Source organism: Butyricimonas sp. Marseille-P2440 (assembly GCF_900091675.1).
Taxonomy (GTDB): Bacteria; Bacteroidota; Bacteroidia; order Bacteroidales; family Marinifilaceae; genus Butyricimonas; species Butyricimonas synergistica.
Map to the genome: position 1 here is coordinate 933,267 of NZ_LT594610.1, position 25,435 is coordinate 958,701.

The 25,435-nt window shown below is 48.6% G+C and carries 23 protein-coding genes; 13 read left to right on the plus strand and 10 right to left on the minus strand.

All coding sequences use genetic code 11. From position 1 onward, the window contains the following. Positions 1–6: 6 nt before the first annotated feature. Both BN8899_RS21190 and BN8899_RS14940 read right to left on the minus strand, forming a co-directional pair. Complete coding sequence (locus BN8899_RS21190; RefSeq protein ID WP_065220000.1) at positions 7–1,251, minus strand: BT_3928 family protein; 1,245 nt, start codon at positions 1,249–1,251, stop codon at positions 7–9. 27 nt (positions 1,252–1,278) lie between these two features. Then, complete coding sequence (locus BN8899_RS14940; protein ID WP_065220001.1) at positions 1,279–1,815, minus strand: DUF1599 domain-containing protein; 537 nt, start codon at positions 1,813–1,815, stop codon at positions 1,279–1,281. Between the two features lie 102 nt (positions 1,816–1,917). Here BN8899_RS14940 and folP point away from each other — a divergent pair, with 102 nt between their 5' ends. Next, positions 1,918–2,748 carry a dihydropteroate synthase gene (gene folP, locus BN8899_RS14945; protein ID WP_065220002.1) on the plus strand — a complete coding sequence of 277 codons (831 nt, stop codon included), beginning with the start codon at positions 1,918–1,920 and terminating at the stop codon, positions 2,746–2,748. On the opposite strand, the gene BN8899_RS14950 is transcribed toward folP, so the two are convergent. After that, positions 2,691–3,266: an RNA methyltransferase gene (locus tag BN8899_RS14950; RefSeq protein WP_065220003.1), complete on the minus strand. Its 576-nt coding sequence runs from the start codon at positions 3,264–3,266 to the stop codon at positions 2,691–2,693. The two genes, folP and BN8899_RS14950, sit on opposite strands and share 58 nt — an antisense overlap. 37 nt (positions 3,267–3,303) lie before the next feature. After that, entirely contained in the window at positions 3,304–4,632 is a 1,329-nt protein-coding gene (miaB, locus tag BN8899_RS14955) for a tRNA (N6-isopentenyl adenosine(37)-C2)-methylthiotransferase MiaB (protein WP_065220004.1), read from the minus strand. A gap of 709 nt (positions 4,633–5,341) precedes the next feature. Between miaB and BN8899_RS14960 the strand changes: the two genes are divergently transcribed. The 5 genes from BN8899_RS14960 to BN8899_RS20465 all read left to right on the plus strand — a co-directional run bounded on the left by BN8899_RS14960 (position 5,342) and on the right by BN8899_RS20465 (position 10,621). Then, positions 5,342–6,478 carry a cupin domain-containing carboxymuconolactone decarboxylase family protein gene (locus BN8899_RS14960; RefSeq protein ID WP_065220005.1) on the plus strand — a complete coding sequence of 379 codons (1,137 nt, stop codon included), beginning with the start codon at positions 5,342–5,344 and terminating at the stop codon, positions 6,476–6,478. 21 nt (positions 6,479–6,499) lie between these two features. Continuing rightward, positions 6,500–7,339: an aldo/keto reductase gene (locus BN8899_RS14965; RefSeq protein WP_065220006.1), complete on the plus strand. Its 840-nt coding sequence runs from the start codon at positions 6,500–6,502 to the stop codon at positions 7,337–7,339. Positions 7,340–7,352: 13 nt separating this feature from the next. After that, positions 7,353–7,916, plus strand: coding sequence for a flavin reductase family protein (locus tag BN8899_RS14970; RefSeq protein WP_065220007.1), 564 nt, complete (start codon positions 7,353–7,355; stop codon positions 7,914–7,916). Between the two features lie 263 nt (positions 7,917–8,179). Beyond that, the gene (locus BN8899_RS14975) at positions 8,180–9,139 is read left to right on the plus strand and encodes an aldo/keto reductase (RefSeq protein ID WP_082987080.1); all 960 of its coding nucleotides are present in this window, start codon (positions 8,180–8,182) and stop codon (positions 9,137–9,139) included. Between the two features lie 24 nt (positions 9,140–9,163). Continuing rightward, a complete protein-coding gene (locus BN8899_RS20465; RefSeq protein ID WP_082987081.1) occupies positions 9,164–10,621 on the plus strand; it encodes a flavodoxin in 1,458 nt (485 codons plus the stop codon). An 89-nt stretch (positions 10,622–10,710) separates the two neighbouring features. On the opposite strand, the gene BN8899_RS14985 is transcribed toward BN8899_RS20465, so the two are convergent. The 4 genes from BN8899_RS14985 to BN8899_RS15000 all read right to left on the minus strand — a co-directional run bounded on the left by BN8899_RS14985 (position 10,711) and on the right by BN8899_RS15000 (position 14,439). Continuing rightward, positions 10,711–11,793: an alpha/beta hydrolase gene (locus BN8899_RS14985; protein WP_065220008.1), complete on the minus strand. Its 1,083-nt coding sequence runs from the start codon at positions 11,791–11,793 to the stop codon at positions 10,711–10,713. A gap of 20 nt (positions 11,794–11,813) precedes the next feature. Then, the gene (locus BN8899_RS14990; RefSeq protein WP_065220009.1) at positions 11,814–12,968 is read right to left on the minus strand and encodes an iron-containing alcohol dehydrogenase; all 1,155 of its coding nucleotides are present in this window, start codon (positions 12,966–12,968) and stop codon (positions 11,814–11,816) included. Positions 12,969–13,003: 35 nt separating this feature from the next. Continuing rightward, entirely contained in the window at positions 13,004–13,207 is a 204-nt protein-coding gene (locus tag BN8899_RS21195) for a hypothetical protein (protein WP_148375458.1), read from the minus strand. Positions 13,208–13,338: 131 nt separating this feature from the next. After that, complete coding sequence (locus BN8899_RS15000) at positions 13,339–14,439, minus strand: alpha/beta hydrolase (protein ID WP_065220011.1); 1,101 nt, start codon at positions 14,437–14,439, stop codon at positions 13,339–13,341. A 226-nt stretch (positions 14,440–14,665) separates the two neighbouring features. Here BN8899_RS15000 and BN8899_RS15005 point away from each other — a divergent pair, with 226 nt between their 5' ends. Next, on the plus strand, positions 14,666–15,766 hold the full coding sequence (locus tag BN8899_RS15005) for an iron-containing alcohol dehydrogenase (protein WP_065220012.1): 1,101 nt from the start codon (positions 14,666–14,668) through the stop codon (positions 15,764–15,766). A 129-nt stretch (positions 15,767–15,895) separates the two neighbouring features. On the opposite strand, the gene BN8899_RS15010 is transcribed toward BN8899_RS15005, so the two are convergent. After that, positions 15,896–16,729: an AraC family transcriptional regulator gene (locus BN8899_RS15010; RefSeq protein ID WP_065220758.1), complete on the minus strand. Its 834-nt coding sequence runs from the start codon at positions 16,727–16,729 to the stop codon at positions 15,896–15,898. 223 nt (positions 16,730–16,952) lie between these two features. On the opposite strand from BN8899_RS15010, the gene BN8899_RS15015 reads away from it, so the two are divergent. The 3 genes from BN8899_RS15015 to BN8899_RS15025 are packed head-to-tail and all read left to right on the plus strand — an operon-like array spanning position 16,953 to position 19,841. Then, on the plus strand, positions 16,953–17,960 hold the full coding sequence (locus tag BN8899_RS15015; protein ID WP_065220759.1) for an aldo/keto reductase: 1,008 nt from the start codon (positions 16,953–16,955) through the stop codon (positions 17,958–17,960). Positions 17,961–18,007: 47 nt separating this feature from the next. Next, positions 18,008–19,129 (plus strand): alpha/beta hydrolase, encoded by a 1,122-nt coding sequence (locus tag BN8899_RS15020; RefSeq protein WP_065220760.1) that lies wholly within the window; start codon positions 18,008–18,010, stop codon positions 19,127–19,129. Between the two features lie 22 nt (positions 19,130–19,151). Continuing rightward, entirely contained in the window at positions 19,152–19,841 is a 690-nt protein-coding gene (locus BN8899_RS15025; protein ID WP_065220013.1) for a flavodoxin, read from the plus strand. A gap of 324 nt (positions 19,842–20,165) precedes the next feature. Here the strand turns inward: BN8899_RS15025 and BN8899_RS15030 are convergent, their stop codons facing one another. Further along, complete coding sequence (locus tag BN8899_RS15030) at positions 20,166–20,984, minus strand: helix-turn-helix domain-containing protein (RefSeq protein WP_065220014.1); 819 nt, start codon at positions 20,982–20,984, stop codon at positions 20,166–20,168. A 147-nt stretch (positions 20,985–21,131) separates the two neighbouring features. On the opposite strand from BN8899_RS15030, the gene BN8899_RS15035 reads away from it, so the two are divergent. The 3 genes from BN8899_RS15035 to BN8899_RS15045 all read left to right on the plus strand — a co-directional run bounded on the left by BN8899_RS15035 (position 21,132) and on the right by BN8899_RS15045 (position 25,412). Next, complete coding sequence (locus BN8899_RS15035) at positions 21,132–22,508, plus strand: MATE family efflux transporter (protein ID WP_065220015.1); 1,377 nt, start codon at positions 21,132–21,134, stop codon at positions 22,506–22,508. 138 nt (positions 22,509–22,646) lie between these two features. After that, entirely contained in the window at positions 22,647–24,698 is a 2,052-nt protein-coding gene (gene htpG / locus BN8899_RS15040) for a molecular chaperone HtpG (RefSeq protein ID WP_065220016.1), read from the plus strand. Positions 24,699–24,794: 96 nt separating this feature from the next. Next, a complete protein-coding gene (locus BN8899_RS15045) occupies positions 24,795–25,412 on the plus strand; it encodes an HdeD family acid-resistance protein (RefSeq protein ID WP_065220017.1) in 618 nt (205 codons plus the stop codon). Positions 25,413–25,435 lie beyond the last annotated feature (23 nt).

Here is a 25,435-nt window from a genome sequence, read left to right on the forward strand (position 1 = left end):
TTTAACTTAGTTTCTTCTTTTCTTTATACGTGGAAAAAGTAAATATGCTGCAAAGAAAAGAAGGATAAAGGAGTAAACCAAATAATTCTGCCGCATTTCTTGTTGACTTTGCAGGCAATAAGCTGCCAAATCCGTGTCTTTTAAATCTTTGATGTCCGGAATATCTTTTCCCGCCCGTTTGTCGAGAATCGTGCCTTGGCGTAAGATGATCACGCCGGGGTTGGAACGGATCATGGTTTTAAGCTGTATCTCGTCTGCCGTGCAGAATTCGTACGGCACGTGGTGGCGGTTCTTGTACGTCTGGATATCCCGTTGAGAGGATGAGGTCAGCCCGTAGAACCGGTATCCTTTTTCCCGGGCAAAGTTCGCCAAGCGGTTGAGGGCGGGTTGGGCATCCGGGGTACTTTTGTTGATATTATAAGCTACTGCAAGTATCGTGTAATTGTCATCCTCGAGTATTTCTTCCGTGATATTTCCCAAGTCCGGGTGTTCGATCACGAGGTCGTGAATGGGGGTGATGTATCCTCGCTTCACTAATCTTTCCGTGCTGCTCTCGTATTCCCAGTTCACGGTGTCTTGCCACGGGTAATTCTCTTCCGTGAATGATTGAATCTCGCCCGTCTGCTTATTTCGGTATTTTAACGTGACCTCGTATCGGTCCGGTTCTGCGCCTTCCGGGAGGCGCATTCCTTCGGCTATGTTGGTGCCGATGGCGTAAGGACGAAAGTCAATCACGGGCAAGTGGCGGTAACAGTACACGGACAGGCATAACATGCCCGCTGCCGCCAGCACGAGCATGGAGAATTGACCTAGCGAGGTCAACCGGGGAGTGTAATCTTTGCGGTAGACGAAAATGACAATGGCAAAAAGTAACAAGACTATGTTTTTCCCAAAGGTTTGCCAGTTCGTTAGCACCAAGGCGTCCCCGAAGCACCCGCAGTCACTTACCGGGTTGGTCAATGCCAGCACGAGGGTCAATGGGGTGAAAAATGCCATGAATAGCAAAGCGCCCCATGCAAGGCGGGATACCCAAAGGTTGAATAATAGCGCAATCCCGATCAGAAATTCAGCCAGCGAGAGGGCGAACGAGAAAAATAGCGTGGAGGCGTTCATCCAACCCATGCCGAAAGCGTTGAAGTAATCGGTGAACTTGTAGTCCGATCCCAACGGGTCAATTCCTTTCACGAAGCCGGAATAGATAAAGATGATGCCGACCACGATTCTGCAAAGATTTTGAATGACTTTCCTCATTTCTTTTATTTTTACACCATTGAATCTCTATTTCTCCATGACCAGGCGGATTAGCCCGAATACGGCGTAATTCACCATGTCGAAGTAGTTTGCGTCAATGCCTTCCGATATAATGGTAGCACCCTGGTGGTCTTCAATTTGCTTTGTCCGGTTGATTTTCATCAAGATTAAATCCGTGTACGAGCTGACACGCATCTCCCGCCATGCCTCGTCGTAATCGTGGTTTTTGGCGAGCATGAGTTCTTTTGCCTGTTGGAAATAGCCTTGATAGAGTTTCAGAATATCTTCTTCCGGGGTGTCGTTGCCGGGTCCGAGTTGCAATTGGATCAATCCCATGATGGAGTAGTTGATGATACCGATAAACTCGGGGATGACGCCTTCTCCCACTTTCGTTACGCCTTTTTCCTCGATGCTGCGGATGCGGTTAGCCTTGATGTATATCTGATCCGTGATAGAGGTCGGGCGGAGTATTCTCCACGCCGTGCCATAGTCCTGCATTTTTTTCACGAAAATATCTTGGCATATATCTATCACTTTATCATATTCTTGCGCTGTGTTTGGCATAATTCTATCGTTTTTTGATAACGGAATTTGAAAAATAAGTTGTTTCTTTGAAGTGTAAAATTAGTCAAATAATTCAAAACTGGAAATTGAAAATCGAAAATTATGATGGATATCGTACTGGGAGATAAAAAAATTAGTTTGGAGAAACCTGTCGTGATGGGTATTCTGAACGTGACTCCCGACTCTTTTTACGACGGGGGAAAGTATTTGAGTGAAATCGAGGTGATAAATCGTGTGGACGAGATCGTGGAACAGGGGGCAGGAATCGTCGACGTGGGAGCTTATTCCACTCGTCCCGGGGCTGCTTTCGTGAGCGAGGAAGAGGAACTTTCTCGGTTAAGTTTTGCTGTCGAATTAGTGCGTAAATACCATCCGGAGATTTCGGTTTCGATCGATACGTTCCGGGCGGGTGTGGCAAAGGAGATCAATCATTGTCTGGGGCCGGTTATCGTGAATGATATTTCCGGCGGCACGATGGATGAACGGATGTTTGAAACGGTTGCCGAGATGGGTGTGCCTTACATCTTGATGCATATTCAAGGTACACCCCAGGATATGCAGGTAAACCCGCACTATGACGACGTGGTACGTGAAGTCCGGGAGTTCTTCACGGAACGTATCGCCCGCTTGAACGCTCTGGGATTTAATAATATCATTTTGGATCAAGGTTTCGGCTTCGGGAAAACCGAGGCTCATAATTATCAATTGATGGATAAGATGGAGTCGTTCCTCGATCTGGGGTATCCGCTGTTGGTCGGTATTTCCCGGAAAACCATGATTTGGCGTCTGCTGGGTATCACCCCGAAAGAAGCCTTGAACGGGACGACCGTGCTCAACACGATTTCTTTGTTGAAAGGCGCCCACATCCTTCGGGTTCACGATGTGCGTGAAGCCGTGGAAGCCGTGAAGATCGTGGAGGCGATGAAAGGGTGAAGCACTTGCCACAACACGATTCCGGCTGTGACGGAGATGTTGAAGGAGTGTTTCGTGCCGAATTGGGGTATCTCGATGCAATTGTCCGAGAGGTCGATGACTTCTTGTTGCACGCCTTTGACTTCGTTTCCAAACACAAAGGCGTATTTTTGTTCCGGATTGATGGTGAAGGTTTCTAAAGAGATACTGTTTTCCACCTGTTCCACGGCAAGGATGGCAAACCCCTCGTTTTTCAATTCTTGCACGGCATCTGTCGTTTCCTCGAAATAAACCCAATCCACGCTTTCCTCGGCGCCGAGTGCTGTTTTGTGTATTTCCCTGTGGGGTGGGGTAGCCGTGATGCCGCAAAGGTATATTTTCGACAACCGGAAGGCGTCCGAGGTGCGGAATACCGAACCGATGTTGTTCAGGCTACGCACGTTGTCGAGCACGACCACGATCGGGAGTTTTGCCGCCTCTTTGTATTCTTCCGTGGAGAGGCGGTTCAGTTCTTCGTTGAGGAGTTTACGATGGGACATGGGAATTGAAAATTGTTGGGGTTATTCATGATTGCTTTTAGTTTATTGCTTCGCCGATTAACGTGGCGGCCGTGCATTCGGTCACGCGAACTTGGACGAGGTCGCCTGCTTTGGCCCCGTTGTCCGGGAAGACTATGACTTTGTTCTGGCTGGTGCGCCCGAAAAGTTCGTCGGATTTCTTTTTGGAAACACCTTCCACCATGACCTCGAAAACTTTGCCCACGTCTTTCCGGTTGTTTTCGTGGGAAATTTCCACTTGCATGTCAATAAGTTCCTGTAAACGTCTGCCTTTGACTTCCTCGTCCACGTTATCCGGTAAGTTTCGGGATGCCATGGTGCCGGGGCGTTCGGAATACTTGAACATGAAGGCGGAGTCGAACATGACTTCTTTCATTAAGTCAAGAGTTTGTCGGTAGTCTTCCTCGCTTTCGTTGTGGAAGCCCACGAACACGTCGGTGGAGATTCCGCAATCCGGGATAATTTCACGGATTGCACGGATGCGATCCAGATACCATTCCCGGGTGTATTTCCGGTTCATATCTTTCAGCACGGAATTGCTCCCGGATTGGAAGGGGAGATGAATGTGCTTGCAAATATTGGGATACGCGGCGATAGTCCGAAGTATATCATCACTCATGTCTTTCGGGTGTGATGTGGCGAAACGGATACGCGTATCGGGTACTGTTTTTGCCACTAGGGCGAGTAGAGCCGGGAAATTCACTTCCGTGTTTTCGCCTCTCCAAAGATAGGAGTTCACGTTTTGCCCGAGCAGGGTGACTTCCTTGTATCCTTTGGAATGAAGATCGAGTACTTCGTTGATGATGCTTTTCGGGCTTCGGCTACGCTCGCGTCCCCGGGTGTAGGGTACGATGCAGTAGGTGCAGAAATTGTTGCATCCCCGCATGATGGATACAAAACCGGAGATTGCCGTCTCGTCTATGCGGGAGGGGCAGATGTCCTTGTACGTTTCAGTGGTCGACAGGTCGATGTTTATGGCTTTTTCGCCTTTAGCCGCTTGCTCGATCAACTGGGGAAGATCCATATAAGCATCCGGTCCAACCACGATGTTTACGTTTTTCTCCTGCTCGAAAAGAGCCGCCCCCAACCGTTCTGCCATGCATCCCATGATGGCGACTAGCACGTGCGGATTCTTCTTTTTCACTTCCGTGAAGCCTTGTACCCGTCCACGAACCCGCTGTTCGGCATTTTCCCGCACGGAGCAAGTGTTTACTAAAATTACGTCCGCCTCGTTTTTATCCTCGGTTCGGGAGTATCCTTTGTCTTCCAGTATGGCTGCAACTACCTCGCTGTCTGCCACGTTCATCTGGCAGCCGTATGTTTCTATATAAAATTTGCGTGTATCCATTTTCAAGTTTTATTTCCAAGGTGCAAATGTAGTGAAATTCGGGCAAAATCCTAAAAACGGTTTACTTGGTTTGTATAAACCTTTTGTATAGGGATACTTGATGCTTGGTCTACCGATTCGCTACCTCGTGAACCAAGCATGAACCAATCATGAACGTAGCATAAACGTAAATTTGCGTTCATGATTCGTCCGTGATTGGTTTATGCTTGGTTTTTGTGATAGGGCAGGGGGAGCGTTGTGGTCTATCTAGTCGGACAATTCCAGGATAGAGGACTTCTCGAAAATAACGGACTCGTCATAACGCGTAATACACAAAAAGACACGTATCTTTGTGTACGTCAAGGCATGATATAATCCTGTTCCTGTCCATTGCAAGAGGCATTTATTGTTTAAACCCTCAATTTACGAATAATTGTGTATTAAGCACGGTATCTATGGCAGATAATTTGTGGCAGCCTTGGCCTTTTTATACTATCGGTGTAGAAATCTCGCGGTTTATATGTAAATTTGCAAAAACATATATTGTCCGCAAAGCATTGACATACCGGCACAAATGCAACGGATAGACCATTTTGTGGAACAGCTAAAACAAGAAATACCGTAAAATTAGCATGACAGCCCGAATTTTAGATAAGAATGTTTTGATAACCGGGATTTATCTTTGCCGACATCAATATCATAGAGGTAGAATAATAAATAATAAAAGAATATGAAAGCAGCGATTCTTACCGCATGGATATGCTTCTCAACCATAGCCGGCAGTATGGCACAGACCGTAGAAACTTTTCGCCAACCTTATCCGGTAGGTCAGAAAATATCACCTTCGCCTAATTTCAGTGGAGAGGTATGGCTCGCACCGCTCAGCGGGCAGAAGGAACTGAACGTACCTATGTTCAACGTGACTTTCGCTCCGGCTTGTCGCAATAGTTGGCACTTGCATACAGGCGGACAAATACTGATCGCCACTGCCGGTATCGGCTACTATCAGGAAGAAGGGAAACCGGCACGCCGCCTTTTTCCCGGCGATATGGTAGAAATACCCGTCGGGGTGGCGCATTGGCACGGGGCTGCACCTGATAGTTGGTTTGCTCATATCGCCATCGAATGTAATCCAGAGACCAACAAGGCAACTTGGATTCGCCTTGTAAGCGATGCGGAATATGCTGAAGTAACCGCCCAATCCGTAGAACGGTATGCCGAAGCCAACCGCACGCTGAATGACCGCGAACAGGCCATCGTAGCCATCGCTTCCTATACCGGACGTGGCGACTTGGAACATCTGCCGCTTGCCCTCACCGGAGGATTGAAGGCCGGCATGACTGTCAACGAGATTAACGAAGTGCTTATTCATGCCTATGCCTATTGCGGTTTCCCGCGCAGCCTGCGTGCCATACAGACTTTCGAAGCTCTAATAAAAACACGTCGTGAACAAGGCATTGAAGACACGGCAGGACGTGAAGCATCGCCTGTCGCAAACAATGCAAGTCGTTATGAACGCGGTCGCGACATCCTAGTGGAAATCTCCGGCATATCTGCCGATACGCCCAAGACGGGCTATGCCGCTTTCGCTCCCACCATCGAACGTTTTCTGAAGGAGCATCTGTTCGCTGACCTCTTCGAGCGAGACCTGCTGACCTATCGCGAGCGTGAGCTTGCCACCGTCTCCATCCTCGCCGGCGTGGGCGGCGTGGAGCCGATGGCAACCGGACATATGGGTATCTGCCTGCACTTAGGTATCACGCCCGAACAGCTTACGGCACTGTTGAATATCGTGGAAACAAACCTCGGTCCCGCAAGCGCGACACCGTTGCGCGAAGTATTAAAGAATTTGACAACAAAAAAATAACAATCTAAAAAAGAAAAAGATATGAATTACGTGAAACTGAACAACGGCATTGAAATGCCGCAAATGGGATACGGGGTCTATCAAGTATCGCCCCAGGAGTGTGAACGCTGTGTGTCGGATGCCCTGCGTGTGGGCTACCGCATGATAGATACTGCGCAGGCCTATCACAACGAGGAGGGCGTGGGCAACGCCGTGAAGAAGAGCGGCATCGGCCGCAAAGACATCTTCCTCGTCAGCAAGGTGTGGATTTCCAACTACGGCTACGAGAAGGCGAAGGCTTCCATCAACGAGAGCCTGCGTAAGTTGCAGACCGACTACATCGACCTGATGCTGCTCCACCAGCCTTTCTGCGACCGTTACGGAGCCTACCGCGCTTTGCAGGATGCCTACAAGGAAGGCAAACTGCGTGCCATTGGCGTATCGAATTTCTATCCCGACCACTTCATAGACATGGCAAGCAACATGGAGGTAGTTCCCGCCGTGAATCAGGTGGAGACACACGTCTTCAATCAGCAGGTGGAGCCGCAGAAGATTATGGAAGAGTTCGGCACGCGCATCATGTCATGGGGTCCGCTGGCCGAGGGCCGCAATGGCTTCTTTACCAACGAAACACTGGCCCGCATCGGTGCCCGGTATGGCAAGAGTGTGGCACAAGTGGCTCTCCGCTGGCTCATTCAGCGCGGCGTCATCATCATTCCCAAATCCACCCACGTGGAGCGTATGCAACAGAACCTCGACATCTTCGACTTCGAGCTGGCCGATGAGGAAATGTGTCAGATAGCCCAACTCGATACCGGAAAGAGCCTCTTCTTCGACCATCACGACGCGGAGACGGCAAGGATGTTCATGAACTGGAAATAAAGGAGGCACCAAGATGAAGAAGAATTTTGGAAACAAGACCATCGTCGCTCCGCTGCCCGTGCTCATCGTTGCCACTTACGATGCAGCAGGTAAACCGGATGCCATGAATGCCGCCTGGGGCGGTCAATGTGCCTATCATCACGTGGCACTGAACCTTGCCAAAGGGCATAAGACTACCGAAAACTTACGTTTGCGGAATGCTTTCACATTGAGCATTGCCAATCGTGCCAATCTGGTGCTGTCCGATTATTTCGGATTGGTTTCGGGTTATAAGGAAGACAAAATCGCGCGGTCCGGCGTACACGTAACGAAAAGCGAGTTCGTGGACGCTCCCGTCATCGAGGAATATCCGTTGACGTTGGAGTGCCGGGTAGTCAGCATGGAGGATGCTTTGGGCGAAGTCCGTATCGTAGGCGAGGTCATCAACATGCAGGCGGACGAAAGCATTTTGAACGAACAGGGCGAGGTGGATTTGGACAAGCTGCAACCGCTGTCGTATGATTCATCCGCACGCACCTATCGGGTACTCGGTGAAACAGTCGGAACGGCTTTCAAGGATGGTAACGCATTAAAATAGTCGTATAATGAAAACACACATCATTGCCGCCTCACTCCTCTTAACGGGGTTGTGGGGCGGCATGAGTTTCGGACAGGTTCCACAAAGCCAGCAACCGGTAGTATGATGTTTGACTTTATGGACATTATAGACTAGGAGGTGTGACACACCTTCTTTTTATATCTTCCGAAATAAGGGTAAATCCAACCGAATTTATTGTATGCCCCTTTCCCTTGTCTTCCCCTACCTTTGTATCATCGAAAACATCTAATTATAAATAAAGTATGAAGACAATCAGGAATTTATTGCTGTCGGTAGCCGTAGCGTTGTGCGGCAGCATACTCCCGGCAGGGGCACAGACAGACGCAGGAAAGACAACGGCAGACGTGCCGATGGTAAAACTCAATAACGGCGTGTTGATGCCGCGTTTCGGACTGGGCACTTTCCTGCAAGGCTCGGATGAAGTGTGCCGCCAGTCATGCCTCACGGCGTTGAAGGCAGGCTACCGCCACATCGACACCGCACATGCCTACGACGACGAGCGTGGTGTGGGACAAGCCGTGAAAGAGAGCGGCGTTCCGCGCAGTGACGTGTGGATTACCAGCAAAATCTGGCCGTCGGAATACGGTGAAGGCAAGACGGCGGAAGCCATCGACAAGATGCTGAAACGATTAGACACGGATTACATTGACCTGCTCTACGTGCATCAGCCTGTGGGCGACTTTGTGGGTGCCTGGCGGGATATGGAGCGTGCCGTGGAAGCCGGTAAGGTGCGTGCCCTCGGCATCAGCAACTTCGACGCAAACGATTCGGTCTTCAATCTCATCATGAGCGAAGCCCGCATCAAGCCCGCCGTGCTCCAGATAGAGTGCCATCCGTATGCGCAGCGGCTCGACATACGCGAGAAGGCAAAAGCCAACGGCATACAGGTGGAATGCTGGTTTCCGTTAGGAGGCGCGATGAGCAACGGGGTCTTGCTGAAAGACCCCACGATCATGAAGATAGCCGAGGCGCACGGCAAGTCGGCGGCACAGGTCATCCTGCGCTGGCACATACAGGAGGGGTTCTCCGTCATTCCCGGAGCCACCAATCCCGACTATATCAAGGAGAACATACAGATATTCGACTTCGAACTGACCGACGAGGAGATGCAGTCCATGCGCTCGCTCAACAAGGAACAGCGGTTCTTCAACGTCACGTATGAGCAGGTGCAGCAGTTCGGGATGTCGCCGATGAAGGATTAAGTAAACTGCTAAAATACAAAGACGATGAAAAAAGTTCTGATGCTATTGGTCAGTTTCCTGACCATCGTGAGCGGTTCGGCGTGTTCCAACGATAACGTAATGCCGGAGCCGGACAATGACAACGAAGTAAGTGAAGGTACAGGCAGTGCCTACTTCGGCGGAAAGAAAGTGCTGGTAGCTTACTTCTCGTGGGGCGGAACAACCCAGCGGATGGCACGGCAGATTCAGGATATCACCGGAGCGGATGTGTTCCGCATCGAACCTGTAAAGCCTTATCCTACGGAGTATACGCCTTGCACAGAGGTGGCATGTGGGGAGAAGGACAACAACGCCCGTCCCGCTATCAAAGGTACGGTAGAGAATTGGGACGACTACGACGTGGTGTTCATCGGCTGCCCCGTGTGGTGGTGGACCACGCCGATGATTATCCACACGTTCTGCGAGAGCTATGACTTCAAAGGAAAGACCGTAGTACCGTTCTGCACCTACGCCTCTACCTACCGCGACGAGACGCTTGCCGAAATTGTCAACAGCACGCCCGATGCCGGACACCTGACGGGCGAGGGACTGACAAGCGGCAGGATAATGCCATCGACCATTCAGACTTGGATAGACCTGATCAATGAGGAATGGAATAATCAGAACTCATCGGGTAGCGACACGCCTATGACAGGCACCGTGAATCTGTGGAAACGGGGCAACATCCCTACCGTCACGCACAACGTGAACAACTCGGACGGTCCCGACTTCATCCCCAACATGGAAGTTTTCACCGTGGCAGATGATGTGACTCCAAAAGGTGCCGTCATCATCTGTCCGGGCGGTGCGTTCCAGTTCCGCAGTATGCAGAACGAGGGGTACAACGTGGCGGACATGCTTGTGCCGATGGGCTACCAGTGCTTCATCGTGAACTACCGCATCGCGCCTTACACCATGCGTGAGAGTGCCACCGACCTGCAACGCGCCATCCGCTATGTGCGTGCCCATGCCGAAGACTACCGCATCAATCCGGAGAACATCGCCCTCGTGGGCTTCTCCGCCGGAGGCATCCTCAACGGCGAAGTGCTGCTCAACTGGTGCGACCTGACGAACGGCACGGCACTCGACAACTCCTACCGTCCCGATGCGCTTGATGAAGTTCCCGTATCGGCTTGTGCCGTGGGCATGATTTATTCCTTCTACGGTCGCCTGAGCGTGTCGATGAACAATGTGGAGACACTGCGTGCTGCCAACCTGCCGCCCGCCTTCTATTGCTGGGGCACACGCGACGGTTTCGCCGGACAGTTCACACAAAACTCCAACGCCGTGCGCGAGGCAGGCTGTGAGGTGGAGACGCTTGTCCTCGACGGCTATCCCCACGGCTACGGGGCAGCAAGCAATCCAGCCGTATGGGGCAACCGTTTCGATGCTTTTCTGACGCGCATCATGTCGGGCAGTTCCACAGCAATCAACCAAGTAACTACGGAAGTATTATCTGATTAAGGTGTAATCAAATACAGGAACACCGCCATCGGCAGCGATTAAACTGTCCAGTTGGCGGTGTCTTATTTATAGTAACATTTTGGGGATTATTACAGTTTGTTTCCGAAGAACTCCGTCAGTTTACCGACAGCCATATTAACATATTCAGGCACATAGTATGTCTTGATGTGCGTAGCACCGGGGATGAGGAAGAGTTCTTTGTTTTGCGTACCTGTGGCTTTACTGTAACACTGTTCTGTCATGTAGAAAGTGTCGGCAAGACTGCCTGCTATCATCAGCAGAGGCTGGTTGATGAGATACATACCGGTAGAAGCATCAAAAGCAAAAAGGTCCATAAGACTGCTTTTGGTGTAGCGGAACGTGGAATTGGGATGAGCGTGGCTTTGCAGGTAATATTCATAGCCGTCACGGTAGAGGTCGAAAGGCAGTTTGGCAGCCTGTTCGGGTGTTACGCCGCTCATATCGCCCACGTATTCCGGCTCACCGCCTTCGGCCTCTTTTTGGCGGGCAGCGCAAGCATCGGCCAGACGCTCCTGCACTTCGTTTATTTGCGAATCGAGAAAACCGTTGCGCCGTACAAGCCCCGTGTTGAACATACTGAGCGTGGCGACAGCCTTGAACCGTTTGTCGGTCTGCGCGGCCGCCAGCGTATAGCCGCCGCCACCGCAGATGCCGAGGATACCCATACGTTGCGGGTCCACTCCCGGATATTGCAGCAGGATGTCGGCAGCACGATGGATGTCCTCGATGCGGTTGGCAGGCTTGTCCGTATTGCGCGGCTCGCCTTCGCTAGCTCCCTGATAGGTAGCATCGAAGGCAAGGCAAATATAGCCCTGTTCAGCCATGCGCTGGCTGTAAAGACCTGCTACCTGCTCTTTTACACCGCCGTTTGGGTGTGCTACGACGAGGGCAGGATATTTCTTCGCGGCGTCATATCCGGCAGGGGTATAGACATTGGCGGCAATTTTCAGACCGTTCAAGTTGTAAGTTATGGGATGGATGTTTACCTTGCCCGTTTCGTTCTTTGTAATGGCTTCCCGGTAAACCAATCCCCAGGGGTTGTCGTTATGGCTTTTCACGGCTGCTGTTTCCGTAAATGCCTGACTTTGTGCATTCGCTGTTCCACAAAGGGCAGCTACCATGCAATATGCGATTATAAATGTTTTCTTCATTGCTTTATCTGTTTAATTGTTTACATACACTCTTTCAATACTTCAAATATTTCATCTCTTGAAAATTGCTTGCAACAGCCCGGCGTGAGGAAGCAGGTGTCGGCGGCGGCACGCAGCACGGTTTCATCCGTGATGCCCATTTCGCTCCAGTGGGTGGGCAGTCCGATTTCTTTTATAAATGATTCGATTGCGTCGATACCCTGTGCGGCAGTCTCTTCGGCAGTTTCGCCCTTTATGCCCCATACGGTTTCTGCCATACGTGCCAGCTTCTCCTTGCCCTCATTCAACAGATGGCGGTAGAGCGTAGGATGGATGACCGCCAGTCCCTGTCCGTGGTTGCAGTCGGTGTAGGCACCCACGGCGTGCTCTATCATATGGCACTGGAAGTCGGTCTGCTTGTCGAGTTTTAGCAGTCCGTTCTCCGCCATTGCCGAAGCCCACATCAGTTCGCCACGGGCGAAGTCGTCATCAGGGGCGGCGATGAGGACCCGCAGGTTCTTCACGACATTGCGCATCACCGCCTCGTTGATTTCATCGCTGAGGTTCGTGCTTTGCGGCTTGCCCATATAGGTTTCCATGCAGTGCGACAACGTATCGAAGGCTCCGCTGATGACCTGTTTCATAGGCAGGGTCTTCGTCAGATCGCTGTCCAATATGGCAAACGAATGGAATGCCCCGAACAGCGGTTGTTTCAGTTTCTTCTCTTCGTGGGTAATCACCGCACCGTTGTTCTGCTCTGCGCCTGTACCCGATGCGGTGACTACGGCTCCCATCGGAATAAATTCAGTAGGCAGACGGTGATGCACATACCACGCATCCCACACATCCTCGTCCATTCGTGCCTGTGCCGACACAATCTTGCAGCAGTCGATGACCGATCCGCCGCCCACGGCAAGGATGAAGTCGATATTATTCTCACGTACCAAACGTGCGCCCTCCTGCACTTTGGCGTATGTGGGGTTGGGCATGATGCCGCCGAAGTCCGTCACTTGCTTGCCGCACTCTGTGAGCCATGTGTGTATTTTGTCATACAATCCTGTGCGTTTGAGTGAACCGCCACCGTAGGCAAGCAGCACCCGCTGTCCCACACTCTTCATTTCTTCTTTTATCGCGGTCTCCGCACATCCCTTGCCAAAATGCTGGCGGACGGGATATTCATACTTGAAATTGTTCATGATGTATTCTTATTTTAAATTTATAATTATTCAATTTATTTTTTCGGGAAAAAGAACGGCAGCGCATTGTAGAGGTATTCCGCCAATGGCCGGAACTCATGTTGCGCACCGTCTTTCTCATGGAAAGTGAGATTGGAAAGTTTATAATGGGGTTGGGGAATCTTCTTCGTAATCGACTGGCACAGCGAATGTCTTGCTGATAAGTTTATTATAACCATCCGGCGTTTCTTGTATTTCATCGTCATCGCCTTCTCCCTGTGTCTTAGGTGTCTCTGTTTCCGGTGGAAGACTTTCTCCCTCATCGTTGGAGCCGCAAGCTACTAAAGGAAGGGCAAGGAGGAATATCCATAAATAGCCTATTCTATATTAGTCAGTCCAATCCCTTCTCCTTCAGCCAACCGGACAGCATGTCGGCAAGCTGCACGTTGTTCTTCTCTGCGAAGAGAAAATGTGAATTGCCCTTGATACCCTGTTCCGGCAAATGTACTACCGTGGCATCACCCCCGTGGCGGTTGATGCACTCGGCAAACAACTGTGCCATCTTCAATCGTACGCGCCAACTGTCCATCGCCCAGTTGTCACTCGGTTCTGTGGCTATATAGTCGCCGTAATAGATAATAATAGGTATGCGCGTGAGTTTCATGAAATCATCCATCGGGATGGACGTGGCAGAAAGTGCACCGAATGGACTGATGGTCTCAAGGGGGTTGGGCGTCTCGCCTTCGGGAAAGACAAAACCGCTGCCCGGTTCGTAAGACACGATAGCCTTGATATTACGACTGCGGATGGCCGTGTGCCAGCCGGGACCGCCGCCCTGCGAATGGGTAATGAGGATGCTGCCGCCTAATGTGTCGCACAGGGCTGCAAGCGAAGCGGCAATCACCTGTTCGTCATACGTGCCGGTGTTGGGTGTGATTTGCCGGAAGAACTGCTCCAATGCAGCCTCTCCTCTTGGGAACTGGCTGCCCTCGTATAGGTCGGGCCATACGCCCATGCGGAAGTTTTCGAACCAGAACTGGTCATCAGCCACGGCATTCACCTGTTCGGAAACCGTGCTGCGTCCGGCACGTCCGCGACGGGGCTGGTCTATCAGATAAGTGCTGAAATGCCGGCGCAGGAAGAGCGTGGAGAACCCTTCCCGTCCGTCGGGTGTCGATTCCCATGTCTTGGCCGATTGTCTGGCTCCGTGCAGGAACACCATCGGAATACGGCGTGCGCTGTCCGGAATCTGATAGGATACATAGGCATGGTCGCCGTGCAAAGTTTGTCCGTCCGGCTTTAAGGGCTGTCGGGTGTTATATGTTCCGGATTGTGCGAGTACCGTGCCACCGATGGCGAAACTGCCTTGAGAGCGTAATACGATTGCATTTTCATCAGATTCCGCCGAGGCGTTCGTTCCTGCCTGCTTTCCCCCGCACGATGCGCAAAGAAGCAGGATGGCAGAGAGAATGATGCTGTTTATCTGTTTCATTATAGCTATGTTTTTATATTATAATGCAAAGGTATAGAGGTTGTCCATGACCATGCTTACACAGACTGCGGATTGATTTGTTGTTTTTACGGGGATGATTCCATGTTGGATATGCCAATCGGCAAGAAACCGCAAAAAGGTAAAATGTCACGGAGATATTTGTAACAAGAGGCAGCCGATTAGTTGCGATCTTTGCCAATAGAATTAAAATAAATATAATATAGCAATGAAAGATTTTACATTCCGAAATGACACGAAACTTCTCTTTTGCAACGACATCAGAGAAACGGTTGCCGGCATTGCCAAAGGCAAAAAAGTGATGGTGGTTTATGGCGGCGGTTCTGCAAAACGGAACGGATGTTATGAGGACATCACCGGAGCTTTGGCAGAAGCGGACATCCCCTTTGTGGATTATGGCGGTTCGTCAAGGGAGTTCGAGAAGATAGAGAAAGGCATCCGCACGGCAAAGGCGAACGGCGTGACGATGATTATCGGCGCAGGCGGTGCAAGCGTGATGGACAGTGCCAAACTGATTGCCTTTGGCTACTATCATGAAGCCGACCTGTGGGAGTACTTGAAAGGAAAACCGTCCTACGGATTGGAGCGGATGCCGCTTGCGCTGATTCCCACCTACCCGTCGAGCGGCTCGGAGAACGGGTTGGGTGCCGTATCGGTCGATTCACGCAACGGCGACTTCGGTACGGCATACGGCATTCCTGCCGACTATGCGATTCTTTGTCCCAAATACTCCCTGAGCCTCGACAAGGAGATGACCGCCTACACGGGATTGGTCACGCTGGTGCAACTGTCGGCGTGTATCCTTGGCGACCGCAACAAGATGTCCTACGATGCGGGTATTTCCTATATAAAGAATGTACTCGAAGCCACCCGTACCTTGCAGGAGCATCCCGATGACCTTGACGCACGAGGAACCATCTTGCTGGGCGCATCGCTTTCCACATCGTCCCGCCTCGGCATCGGAAAAGTGGAGCAGTTTGCATACGACATCTATGAGTTGGAGTTCTTGCCCGAAGTGCTCTTCGGCAGCACCTACCGCCGCAGCCTGACAAGCGTATTCCCACTTTTTCTCCGCGTCATGGGTAGGCATCACGCCGAAGATGTCCGCCGCTATTTCCTTGATGCGTTCGGTTTCGGCTCGTCCATCGAAGCATCTTCGCACAAGTTGACGGAGTTGTTCGCCTCCTTCGGTGTGCCGATGTACTACGAGGGAGAAGTCAGCCACGAACAAGTGGATGCCGTTCCGTGCCTGACCGAACTCGGCAAGGAGGAGGTGTTTGAGATAATAAACGACTTGATGTGCAGATAACATACAAACCAAAACTCCTACAAGGTTGGTTCCAAGATATGAAAACATTAATAGTTTATTATTCATTCAAATAGTTAATCTCAACTATATGGCACAAAAGAAGGTGATGCACGATGCACCGGCTTCTGCCTACTCCCTGTACTCCGTCGGGTTCATTCCTAAATTGCGCTGTACATAACGGCTGAAATAGGCGGGCGAAGAGAATCCGAACATATCGGAGATACGGACGAAAGTCAGGGATTTGTCTTTCAGAAGACGGGCAATGTCAAGGGTTGTGTAACGGTTTATCCAATAATTGGCCGCATAGCCGCTCACCTTCTTCGACACTTCGGAAAGGTATTTGGACGTAACGCAGAGGCGGTCTGCATAATACGACACCTCACGGTGCTGGCGATACGTACCGTCCTCCAGCATGGAGAGGAAGCGGTTCATGATTGCGGCACTTTGGGTGGAAACACCGGTCTCGCCGTAGAGGTGCGAGTGAAAATCGAAGAAGTCTAGGATGAGCATCTGCACGGTGGCGATGAGCATGCCGCGGCGGAAGTGATGTCCTGTGTCGGCAAGGCGTTGCTCCACCAAACGGAAGTCGCCCCGGCACACCTCCTGCTGCTCCGGCGTGAGGTGCATCACGGGGTTGAGAAAGAGGGCGAGCTGCCCTTTCATTCCGTAGTTGCTCTGCGGAGTACAAAGGTTTATGAAATCAGAATTGATATAGATTATCTTCACCTTGAAGTCGTCCGAAGGGTGCATCCATTCTATCAGCTTGCCCTTGCGCACAATCATGAGGTCGCCCTCGCGCAATTCAAATTCCCGCCCGTTGAACGCAAACTGGCAGGAACCGCCCATGCAGAGGGCATGGACCAGATTTTCATTGCAACAGTCAGCATCACAAAAGAAACTGTAGCTATTACCTCTTAAATACCGCAACGAGTCGGCGACAACTATATTTTTCTGTTCTTTCATAATCTGCTTCGTTTGATTCCGATTACAAAAGTATATATTTCCAATTATATAGAGATAATGAAAGGCATAGATTAACTTACCTTTTTTACGGTTTCCGATTTTATAGAGACAATCGGAACCTGCAAGAACCGAAATAAATGTATTTTCATCCGTAATCCGTGTAATGCCGCTTCCGGGTAATACGCCTACTTTTGCATCATAATAATTTTGTAGAAACATGGATATGAATTACAGGACATTAGGAATTAGCGGACTACGCGTGTCCGCCGTTGGATTGGGGTGCATGGGCATGAGCCATGCTTACGGTGCGCCTGCCGACAAACGCGAAATGAAGTTCCTGCTGGAAGATGCCGTGGATATGGGTTACACATTCTTCGATACCGCCGAATCGTATGGAACTCCGCAAAATCCGCATGATAATGAGGAACTGCTTGGCGAATCCTTGAAGACGCTACGCGACCATGTGGTGATTGCCACCAAATTTGGTATCTCCTTCGACAAACCGGACGAACCTGGTACTCATGCTGTCATTCCGTGTTCACGCCCTGACGTGATACGCCGTTCGGTGGAAGGTTCGTTATGCCGTTTACAGACCGACCACATAGACCTTTATTACCAGCACCGTATAGATCCGAATGTGCAGCCGGAAGAGGTGGCTGAGGTAATGGCAGACCTGATACGGGAAGGAAAAATCCTGCATTGGGGCATCTCTGAAACAACGGAGGAATACTTGCGCCGTGCCCATGCCGTATGTCCCGTGACCGCCATACAGAACCGTTATTCAATGATGGCACGGCACCACGAACAGCTTTTTCCTGTGCTTGAAGAATTAGGCGTGGGCTTCGTTGCCTTTTCACCCCTTGCCAACGGCGTGCTGACTACCTATTATACCGCTGACAGCCATTTTGATGCCGCAACGGATTATCGTGCATCCATGCCGCAATTCCGCAAAGAGAGTTTCGGGCAGAACCGTGGCTTATTCGCTTTGCTTGACCGTCTTGCCGAAGAGCATCATGCCACACCTTCGCAAATCGCCCTCGCCTGGATGCTTTGCAAGCGTCCGTGGATTGTGCCTATCCCTGGTACACGGCACCTCTGTCGCCTGAAGGAAAATATCGGAGCTGTCGACATCATCCTGACGGTGGAGGAAGTACGGAAGATTGACGAGGAACTTGACAATATGAAAATGAGCGAAGTGTTCGGCGGGTCGCCTGTGATAAAAATAGAATAAAGGAGGATTGAGTATGTGTGGCAGAATATTGTCAATTCGTTGCAGTTATGGCAGAAACAGAAGAAAGAGAAAAGAACAATGTAACGATCAATAAAAATAAATTTATGAGAATGAACATATTGTTATGGTTGGCCATTGTACTCACCACTTCATGTAGCACGGACAATGGTTTGTTAAAAGAGGAGGAACCTAATATGCCGGTTACATATGTACCAGACACTTCGACATCAGAAGATGATACCACAACAAACGGCTATTTTACAGCCCGAAGTACCGTGGGCGAAGTAATAAACAATACTGCTTTCGGCGATTTCGGGCGATTGCTTTTCCCAGTGGACCGCAACGTACCCGAAACAATGACGCTTGCTCAAGCCAGTACTTCCTCCGTCTATATCTTCTATACGAATATAAAAGTGGAAAAGACGGTCGAGATACTCAACTACCTGCGTGATGAATCGCTTGCCGGTCGTCAGATATTCTATCGTTTCTATTCCGACAGAGAGATTGCCGCTGACCCGACGAGAGCCAATACCGGCCTATTCTTCTTCAGGGGAGAGACTGGCGCACCCTTTGCCGTGACCAATGCCGGGGGAGCATTTGCCTACGTGGGAGCCATGCACGACAGTTTTCCGCACTCGCTCGAAATAGCCCGCAACGGCTGTAACGCTTTTGCGCTCATTTACCGTCCCGATGAACCCTACGAAGACCTCGCCTGCGCTATCGCCTACATCCATGACCATGCCGCGACACTTGGTGTAAATCCAGATGGCTATTCATTGTGGGGTGGTTCTGCCGGAGCACGCATGGCGGCGACACTTGGCAACAACGGCTATCTGCGCCAGTTGACCGGCCGCACGGATATACTCCAGGCAGCGGCGGTCATCATGCAATACACCGGCTATAGTGCCATTTCCGGACAGGATGCGCCAACATACGCTTGTGTGGGCACCCATGACGGAATCGCCTCGTGGCGCACCATGCAAAACCGTCTGCAACGTCTTTCTGCTCTTGGTATCCCTACAGAATTCCATGCCTACGAAGGGCTTTCACACGGTTTCGGTATTGGTACCGGAACCATGGCCGAAGGATGGGTAAAGGATGCACTCGACTTCTGGAAACAGAACAGGACGGATGATGTAAATGCCGGGATAGAAAATGAAATAATGTAGAACACCTAAAATTGAAAAGAAGATGAAAAAGACAATTCTATTTGTAGCCATAGTCGTTTGTGCCATAGCAGGTGCATGGGCATATACAAATTGCGATTCAAAGGAAACGACGGGGCAAACTCCGATTTCTCAGGAAGTAGGAACACATTCCATAGCCCTAAATAAAGACGCCAAAGTTTTGGTCGCTTATTTTACGGTGCCGGAAACGGACGGAGTGGATGCCTCTTCAGGTGCCAGCCGGATTATCGACAATGGGCAGCTTTACGGCAATACGGAATATGTTGCCCGAATTATCAGTGAAATTACCAAAGGTGACTTGTTCGCCATCAAAACGGTACAGACTTATCCCGGCGGACATAAGGAACTGGTGGATGCAGCCAAAAAGGAAGCGGAAGCTAAAGCCCGTCCTAAACTGGTTTCGCACATTAAGAACTTGAAAGACTACGACGTGGTATTCGTCGGTTATCCGAACTGGTGGTACGATATGCCCATGCCGCTATATACATTCTTTGAAGAATATGATTTCAGCGGCAAGACCGTCATCCCATTCTGCACGCATGGTGGCAGCCGTTTCTCGCAGTCTGTCAAGACCATTACGGAACTTGAGAAGAATGCAACAGTTATACAAGGGCCTTCCGTCTCGCGTGACAATATGAGTACAGCGAAAGACAATGTGTTGAAATGGCTGCAAAAACAAGGATTTGGAAAATAGTAACAATAAAAATATGAGACATTATGAAACAAAGAATTTGCTTGTATCTATGCTTGTTCATTTCAGCCTTAACAATGGCGGCCTGTTCCGAAGATGATGGTTCTGATTCACCTTTATATTCTTCTGATTCGATAGAATATGATTCTTCCAGAAAGATTTTAGTAGCCTATTTCAGTTGGGGAGGGAACACACAGTTCCTGGCGACATCGCCTCATTCAACTGCAGATAGAACAGTTTGAATCGTCCATGACCTTATAGGTTCATCCGATATACCCCCGGTTGCAAAATAACTATATTTGACCTGTTCAATAAAATAACGACTTGCTAATTATGGCGATCACGGTATTCCGATGGTGTCATTCCGATATGACGGCGGAAATATCGGCCAAGATATGAAGAGGATTCAAAGTTATATAAATCTGCTATTTCTTTTATTGAAAGCTCGGTAGTCGTCAATAATGACTTGATTTCCATTATAATCTGACGGTCAATAAGTTCTTTCGGAGAGACAGTAAAGATGCGATGGGTTATTCGGGACAGATAATATGGTGTGATACAAAGTTTGTCAGCATAAAACTTTACTTCATGGTATTTGCGGCAATTCTCACTTAACAGCTTGCAAAAGCCGTTAAACAGTTTACGGCTTGCACTTATTGTCTTTGTATTGCGTTCTGTCAGTCTGCTTTTCAACACAGACTCTACACCAAGAAAAAAATTATGCCATTGATTACGTAGCATCATATTCCGATATTTGCCTGTAGTGTTGGCGTCAATCCAATCCATCATTGAGAGCCACAGTTCAACATCCTGTTTCCTTTCATCTGGAATACTAAATACAGGATGTTCATATAGCCAGTCAAAAAATGCTCCTGCTGATGTAAATGTGGATTCATCTGTCAGTGCTACGGACAATTCAAAATATCTTGTCTTAAAATCAGGGCTGATTTTTTTCATTGAGAAAAGCGTATCCGAAAATATGATTACCATATTTCCTTTGCGAAACGGCATGTCTGTAAAATTACATTCCACTACCGCACGTCCTTCCATACAGTAAAGCAAGATGCAACCTGTAGTGCGCATAGGACATCCGATATAAGTGGAAAGAGAGGTTATTGAGGAAATTTGATATGATTGCTTTTCCATCAGTTTGTTATTTGATTGCAAAAATAATGGTTTTTATTAGATTTATCGAGGATAGTTTCTAAAAATCCCCTTATAGTTTGTTTTTGTATTCCGGGTATGCCGCTAAATCGTCCTAATTTTGCGGCCGAAAAATAAAAAGCGAAAAGAATGGGTAAATTACAAAATCTCGATAGAGATAAAATGGATTTTGAAAAGGGAAAAATCGGACCTCTGTTCAGAGCCTTGTTTTTCCCGACATTGACAGCGATGATTTTCAATTCGGTTCTTGCTGTCATAGATGGAATTTTTGTAGGTCATGGAGTCGGGCCGATTGGACTGGCGGCAGTCAATATAATAGCACCGATGTTTATGATATGCACTGGCATAGGATTGATGTTCGGTATCGGTGCATCTGTCATCGCGAGCATACGATTATCGGAAAATAATGACAAGGCAGCCAAGATAATTATGACACAATCATTTATTGTCGGTACTTTAGTTATACTTCTGATTGCCATTACATCATTGCTGTTTCCACGTATGGTCGCCGGATTTTTCGGAGCTACCGATGAACTTATGCCCGGAGCCACGGCATATTTGAGAAATATGATACCTAGTGCACCGTTTCTGTTGTTCCAGTGTATCGGCATGATGCTGATACGTCTTGACGGTTCTCCGAAATTTGCAATGTGGTGTGAGGTAGTGCCGGCATTGATAAATATTGTGCTGGATTACATAATGGTTTTCCCGCTCGGAATGGGTGTCGCCGGAGCAGCTCTTGCAACAACAATCAGTTGTGTAATCGGTGGTGTCATGGTCATTGTTTATTTTATATGGCTTTCTGGCCGATTGAAGTTTTACCGCCTTAAGACTTCGCTCACAAGCGTCGTCTTGACTCTCAGGAATATATGGTACATGATTAAGATAGGCTTTGCGACTTTCTTGTCTGAATGTGCCATGAGTGTGATGATGATTACGGGAAACTTCGTGTTTCTGGAACGTATGGGCGAAAATGGAGTAGCAGCATTTTCCATTGCCTGCTATCTTTTCCCTATCGTATTCTCTATCAGCAACGCAGTGGCACAGTCGGCGCAACCTATTATCAGCTATAATTATGGTGCACACCATGACGAAAGAATCACAAGGGCATTGAAAGTCGCCCTTATAACCGCTATATCCTGCGGGCTGATTGTAACTGCCGTATTGTGCTTCGGAGACGAATTTATTGTAGGAGCTTTCATCTCGTCTAAAGAACCGGCATTCGCTCTTGCATGCCACGGTCTCCCATTGTTTGCCATTTGTGCGGTGTTTTTTGCTGTAAATATTACTTTCATAGGCTATTATCAAAGCATAGAAGCAGCCGGAAAATCGACATTGTACACTTTGTTGAGAGGAATCGTTTTCCTTGTGCCGTCATTCTTGATACTTCCCACTTTGTTGGGTGACGATGGAGCATGGCTTGCAATCCCGGTGGCAGAGATACTTACGTTCATGGTGATTATGTCGGTATTTCTTCATAAGCATTATAACAAAAAAGATCTATAAAAAAGATTTATGCTTTTTTTTCTTGTGAAATATTTGAAAGTAATCACTGCCAAATCGGCAGAGAGTGTTTTTTGGCATAACAATTGCCATTTAATTGTCGTAAAAATTTGAAGTACAATTAAATTAAAATATAGTGTTATGTCAACAGGAAAGATAGGAGTTTCAACAGGGAATTTGTTCCCGATTATCAAGAAGTTTTTGTATTCGGATCATGATATTTTCTTGAGAGAAATTGTTTCGAATGCGGTGGATGCCTCGCAGAAGATGAAAGTATTGGCTTCGAACGGGGAGTTCAAGGGTGAGCTTGGTGAGTTGAAGGTAAGGGTGAAGGCTGACAAAGCGGCAGGCACGTTGACGGTGTCGGATAACGGTATCGGGATGACGCAGGAAGAGGTGGAGAAGTATATTAACCAGATCGCTTTTTCCGGTGCGGAGGAGTTCATGAATAAATACAAGGATAACGCGGCTGCTATTATCGGGCATTTCGGGTTAGGTTTCTATTCTTCGTTCATGGTGAGTGACAAGGTGGAGATCGTGACGAAATCTTATAAAGAGGGGGCGAAAGCGGTGAAATGGTCGTGCGAGGGAAACCCGGAATACTCTTTGGAAGAAACGGAGAAAGCCGAGCGGGGTACGGATATTATCATGTATATCAACGAGGAGGAGAAGGATTTTCTGGAAGATTCGAAGGTGAACGAGTTGTTGACGAAATATTGCAAATTCTTGCCTATCGAGATTATTTCCGGGAAGAAGAAGGAGTGGAAAGATGGTGAATACAAGGATACGGATGAGGATAACGTGATTAACGACACGAATCCGGCATGGACACGTAAACCGGCGGATTTGAAGGAGGAGGATTACGAGAAGTTTTACCGCGAGTTGTACCCGATGGCCCAGGCTCCTTTGTTCCATATTCATTTGAACGTGGATTACCCGTTTAATTTAACCGGTATTTTGTATTTCCCGAAGATTGATAACAAGTTCGAGATACAGAAGAATAAAATACAACTGTATAGCAATCAAGTGTACGTGACGGATTCCGTAGAGGGGATTGTGCCGGAATACTTGACGTTATTGCACGGGGTAATCGATTCTCCGGACATTCCGTTGAATGTATCGCGTTCTTACCTGCAAAGTGACCGTAACGTGAAGAAGATTTCCAGTCATATCACGAAGAAAGTTGCCGATAGTTTGAATGATATTTTCACGAACAAGCGTGAGGATTACGAGAAGAAGTGGGATGATTTGAAGATCTTCATCCAATACGGCATGTTGACGGACGAGAAGTTTGATGAACGGGCAAAGAGTATTTTCTTGTTCAAGAATACCGAGGGAAAATATTTCACTTACGAGGAGTACGAGAATTTGATTAAGGCTAACCAGACGGATAAAGATAAAAAAGTGGTATTCTTGTACGCGACGGACGTGAAGGAGCAATACACGTATATCGAGACGGCAAAGGGAAAAGGGTATGACGTGTTGCTGATGGACGGCCAGCTGGATACGCATTTTATCAATCATCTGGAACAAAAGAATCCGGAGCATCGGTTCGTGCGGGTGGATTCGGATGTGATTGATAAGTTGATCCCGAAGGAGGACGTGAAAGAAGTGGCATTGAGCCATGAGGAGCAAGAAGAATTGCGTGCCGTGTTCTCTTCTCAATTGCCGCAAGACGGGGGGATGTTTATGGTGAATTTCGAGGCGATGGGTGAGAATGGCGATCCGGTGATTGTGACGCGTTCCGAGTTTATGCGTCGTATGAAGGATATGGCGGCAATGAATCCGGGAATGGGATTCTATGGAGCAATGGGCGATCAGTACACGTTGGTCGTGAACACGGATCACAATCTGGTGAACGCTATTCTCGAGGAAGAAAAGAACGAGATGCAGGCTAAGCTAGAGCCGATTTATTTCGAGATTAAGGAAACCGAGAAGAAACAAGCGGAGTTGGATGAATTGAATAAGGGTAAGAAAGAGGAGGAAATTCCGCAAGTGGATAAGGACCGGAAGGCTGAATACAGTAAAGCTATTTCTGATTTGCAGACACGGAAAAAAAGTTTGCTGGAAGAATACGGTAAGGGTAATAAGGTTGTAGGTCAGTTAATTGACTTGGCATTGTTGGCGAATGGACTGTTGAAAGGAGAGGCTTTGAACAAGTTTGTCAAGCGAAGCGTGGAATTAATAAAATAAAAAAGTTAAGCCGGGCGCCTGTCCGGCTTAATTATTTCAGAAAAAATCATTACTTTCGTTGGATGAATTTGATTGAAATTACTTAAAATAATAATTATGCAGATTATATTTTCTTCCGGGTCTTATAAAAGAACGATGGTGAGGTCGATCGTGGCGATCGTGACGGGTATTGTACTCGTGCTGTGGCCGACAGAAGTTTTGAATTACACGGTTAAGATTATCGGTGCCGTATTTTGTGTTGCCGGGATCGTTTCTTTTTTGGTTTCCTTGAGAGATCAAGGGGACGGCTCCCCAAGAGGGTTGATTTCTTTTAACGGGATCGGAAGTATTATTCTGGGTATCCTGTTGTGGGTGATGGCGGATACTTTCACGAATATATTAATGTATCTGTTAGGATTTATTTTGGTTGTAGCGGGTATCGGTCAGTTGGTTGTGCTTACTTCTGCCAGGAGATTCGGGCAAATTAGCGGAATGAGTTATTTGTTCCCGGTGATCGTGCTTTTGGCAGGAGTGGTTATCTTCGCGAACCCGTTTTCCGCGAAAGAGGGAATTATCACGTTTTTCGGGGCTATATCTATTTTCTATGGGATTACCGATTTAATTAACCAACGCCGGATTAATCAAATGCGAAAAGAGGCTCACGAGTCCGAGCAACAGCAGAAAATGGGAGGCGGGGAGATCGAGGACGCGGAGTACGAGGAAATAGAAAATTGAGGGAATTCGTGTGTTTACGATAG